This is a genomic window from Diaphorobacter sp. (genome assembly GCF_050251835.1).
In the GTDB taxonomy this organism is placed as follows: Bacteria; Pseudomonadota; Gammaproteobacteria; order Burkholderiales; family Burkholderiaceae_C; genus JBFXIE01.
The window spans coordinates 47,823-51,573 of record NZ_JBFWLZ010000019.1 but is presented as its reverse complement, the minus strand read 5'-3'; the positions used below and the strand labels follow the sequence as shown (position 1 = coordinate 51,573).

Annotated in this window: 3 protein-coding genes and 1 other RNA gene; all 4 read left to right on the top strand. The window is 70.3% G+C overall.

Annotated features, from left to right (window positions below; translation table 11 throughout):
- Positions 1-264: 264 nt before the first annotated feature.
- Positions 265-849 carry a hypothetical protein gene (locus AB7E35_RS08625; RefSeq protein ID WP_428163400.1) on the top strand — a complete coding sequence of 195 codons (585 nt, stop codon included), beginning with the start codon at positions 265-267 and terminating at the stop codon, positions 847-849.
- Positions 850-891: 42 nt separating this feature from the next.
- Positions 892-987, top strand: an RNA gene (gene ffs, locus AB7E35_RS08620) — signal recognition particle sRNA small type.
- Between the two features lie 291 nt (positions 988-1,278).
- On the top strand, positions 1,279-2,079 hold the full coding sequence (locus tag AB7E35_RS08615; protein ID WP_428163401.1) for a phosphatase PAP2 family protein: 801 nt from the start codon (positions 1,279-1,281) through the stop codon (positions 2,077-2,079).
- Between the two features lie 13 nt (positions 2,080-2,092).
- Entirely contained in the window at positions 2,093-3,715 is a 1,623-nt protein-coding gene (locus AB7E35_RS08610) for an ArnT family glycosyltransferase (RefSeq protein WP_428167414.1), read from the top strand.
- The last annotated feature ends 36 nt before the right edge of the window (positions 3,716-3,751 follow it).

Here is a 3,751-nt window from a genome sequence, read left to right as displayed (position 1 = left end):
TTAACGCCACGGCGGGATCGACTTGTACCCCGGCGCGATTGATTCATACTGCTGCTTACAGGATCGCAACGCCAAACTTGCCTGCCGAGCCCTGCCGCCATGTTGCACGCCCTGACGAAGCCCATTGCGCAACACCGGTGCCTGCATTTGCCCCGGACGGTCGTGCTGTGGATGGTCTCAAGCCTACTGTGCCTGCCCCCCGCAGCGCCGATCCTGGCGCAAAACCGCCAGGAAGGCGATGCCGTCCCCGGCGCTTCTGCCCCCATGAGTGACAACGTCAGTCCAGCCGCCGAACTGCCTGTAGCCCAGCAGCCGCCGCAGCCGCCGCTGCCCGAGGCACTGGACCTGCGCGCACGCGACTATCCCGAGCCCGGCGGCTACTCGCTGCCCACCGCGCCGTCGGGCGCAAGCATGCAGTACCTGGATCTGACGGGGTGGTTCACCCCGCGCCAGTCCAGGCGCCTGGGGCTCACGCTGGGCGTGGTGTCGCAGACGCCGGGAGCCGCGCAGCGCGCCGTGTTCGACAGCGCTTATGCGCCGGGCACGCCTCTGGCCTACGACCTGGGCGTGCGCTGGCAGTCCGAGCTGCGGCCGCATCTGCAGCTGGACTTGCAGGCCTGGGCTCGCACCCACCCCTACACCGGCACGCAAGACACCCTGGGAATGATTTGGAACCAGCATCAAAACAGCACCTTCGGCACGCGCCTGGAGGTGCAGTGGACTTCCAGACGCGCAGGCAGCCTGGTACCCGAGTTCGGCGCCATCGGCGTGCAGTTGCAGGGCGACTCGCGCCTGCTGCTGCGGGTCAGGCGTGGCGGCCCCATGCTGTACTACAGGGCCAAGTTCTGACGCTGCCGCAGGCGCCACCGGCTTCGTCGTACAATCGCAGCCGACGGGCCTTCCCGCATGGTGAAGCGGCCAACCGGGTCAGGTGGGGAACCAAGCAGCCCTAACTGTGTAGCCAGTGCCGGGGTCAGGCTCGTCACCTTTCACTTCCTCCCCCCTCTCGTGTTCCCATTTCGCCCACTTTGCTTCGCCGGCACAGGCGCTATGCGGCAAGCGTGCGGTTGCGCGGATTTCACAAAAACAACACGCAAGGCTCTCTAGAATAGGCTGGCCTGCCTGCCTGTTTATGGTTTGGCGGCGGGCTATGTGATGCACCCTCACTCTCTTGCTGCCCCACTGCCCTGGCCCGCTGACCGGCACTGGCGTGCCCTGGCGGCGGCGGCGGCCCTCCTCATCTGCGCTGGGTTTTGGCTCTCGGGCGGCAGCGTCAACATGGCCCTCTTTGCCGGAATCAACGGCGCCGCAGGCCCATGGCAAGACCGGCTGGCCATACAGCTCACTCTGCTTGGCGTGGGCTATCCCGTGATGATCCTGCTGCTGGCCGCTGACCCGCGCGGCGGCCTGGGCCCGGCGCTTGCGCTGCGCACGCTGATCGTGGCCGCGCTGCTGACGCGCGCGCTCAAACCGCTGCTGGCCTACCCCCGCCCGCTGGGCGTGCTGGACCCGCATCTGGTGCATGTGGCTGGCTCGCCTGTGGCGGCCAGCAACGCCCTGCCTTCGGGCCACACGCTGACGGCGTTTGCTGGCGCGCTGGCCCTGTGGTGGATTTGGCGCGGCACGCGCACCAGCCTGCAAAACCCGCGCACCGCCGCCTGGAGCCTGCTGGGGTTGCTGGTGGCTGCGATGGGAGTGGCCTGGTCGCGCATCGCCATCGGCGCGCACTGGCCGGCCGACGTGATCGCCGGAGCGGGCTTTGGCATGCTGGCGGCCTGTCTGGCGTGCTGGTGGGAGCACCACGGCCGCTGGGCGCCCAGGCTGGCCGGGCCGCGGGCGCAGCGCTTGGTGGCCGCGGCCGAAGCAGCGCTGGTTGCCGTCTTCTGGGTGCTGTCCTATCTGGAGGGTGATGCCTGGTGGCCCCTGCGCATCGCCATCGGGCTGATCGGCCTGGCCAGCGCTCTGCGCCGCTGGCGCGCCAGCACGCGCAATAACCGTGGCAACGACCAGGCCACCGCCGGCACGGCCAGGGGTGACCATGCTCCTGAGACCGAGCATCAGCCGCCCACCACTGCCTAAATACCTCCACAAAATGCCCCATTTGACTGGCGCCGCCCCAGCGCCGGCCGCACCCCGGCCCGTACTTTTGCTGCTGTATACGCTGCTGCTTGCAGCGCCCCTGCTGATCGGCCTGGGCAACGGCCCGCTGTACGACGTGGACGAAGGCGCTTTCTCGTCCGCCACGCGCGAGATGCTGGCCAGCGGCGACTTTGGTCACACCACCATGAACGGCGCGCCGCGCTTTGACAAACCCATTGCCGTGTATTGGCTGCAAGCGGCCAGCGTGGCCCTGCTGGGGCTGAACGAGTGGGCGCTGCGCCTGCCATCGGCGCTGTGCACCTGGCTTGCGGCGCTGGCGGCGGCGGGGTTCGTCGCCGCGCGGCGCGGCACCGCGGCGGGCGCGCTGACGGGGCTGATGCTGGTCACGGCATTTGGCCCCTGGGCCATGGCGCGCGCGGCCACCGCCGACGCGCTGCTCAATCTGTGCCTGCTGCTCACCGCGCTGGACCTGTGGCGGCACCTGGAGAGCGGCCAGCACGCGCCCCTGCGCCGCGCCGCCCTGTGGGTGGCGCTGGGCCTGCTGACCAAGGGGCCGATTGCCCTGCTGGTGCCCGCCGCCGCGCTGGGCCTGTGGGCGCTGTCGCGGCGCGACTTTGCCGCCCTGCGCCGCGCGCTGTCCGACGGGACCGCCTGGCTGCTGCTGATCGCCGTGGCGGCGCCGTGGTACGTGTACGCGCTACAGCGCCACGGCATGGCGTTTGTCGAAGGCTTCATCCTCAAGCACAACGTCAACCGCTTTTCCGGCCCGATGGAGGGGCACGGCGGCAGCCTGCTGTACTACCTGCTGGTGGTACCGCTGGTCTGGCTGCCCTGGACGCCCCTGTGGCTGGGCCTGGCGCGGCGCGTGCGGGCCTTGTGGGCCGATGCCGAGGCGCGCTTTTGGCTGTGCTGGGCGGGTTTCGTGATCGTGTTCTTCAGCCTGTCGGGCACCAAGCTGCCCCACTACAGCCTGTATGCCGGCCCCGGCATCCTGATGCTGACGGCCCTGGCGCTGCCCACGGGTCAGGAACCACGCCGCGCCCTGCGCATTGCCCTGTGGGCCGCGCTGATGGTGCTGGTGGGCGGCCTGGCTGTGGTGCCGTGGCTGCTGCAATCCGGCGCGGTGGCTATCCGCAACCCCTTGTATGCCGCGCTGCTGCACGGCGCGCCGGCCCCCACGGCATTGCTGTGGGCGGGCGGCGTGCTGACGGTACTGACCGGCCTGCTGGCCGCGGCGCCGGGGGCATTCAAACTGCCCGGTTTTGCAGGCAACCAGGGCTTTGTGCCGCGTTTTGCCGCCGCCGTCTGGCTGGCGGCCGTGGCACACGGCCTGTTTGCCGCGCCCTGGCTGGGCGAGGCGTTGCAGGGTCCCATCAAGCGCACCGCCGAATTTGCGCGCAGCCTGGGCGCACCGCAGACCGTCCAGCCCCCCATCACGCAATGGAACGCGCACTGGCCCAGCGTGGGCGTGTACATGCGTCAGCCGGTACCGCAGGGCGAGCCGCCGGTGGGCGGCCTGGCCTTCACGCGCACCGACCGGCTGAGAGCCCAGCCGCCCGTGACCGTACTGCGCGAAGAGCGCGGCGTGGCGCTGGTGCGGCGCGACGGGCCCTGACGAGCTGCCGCGCCCGGCCCGCGGCGACACGGCTGC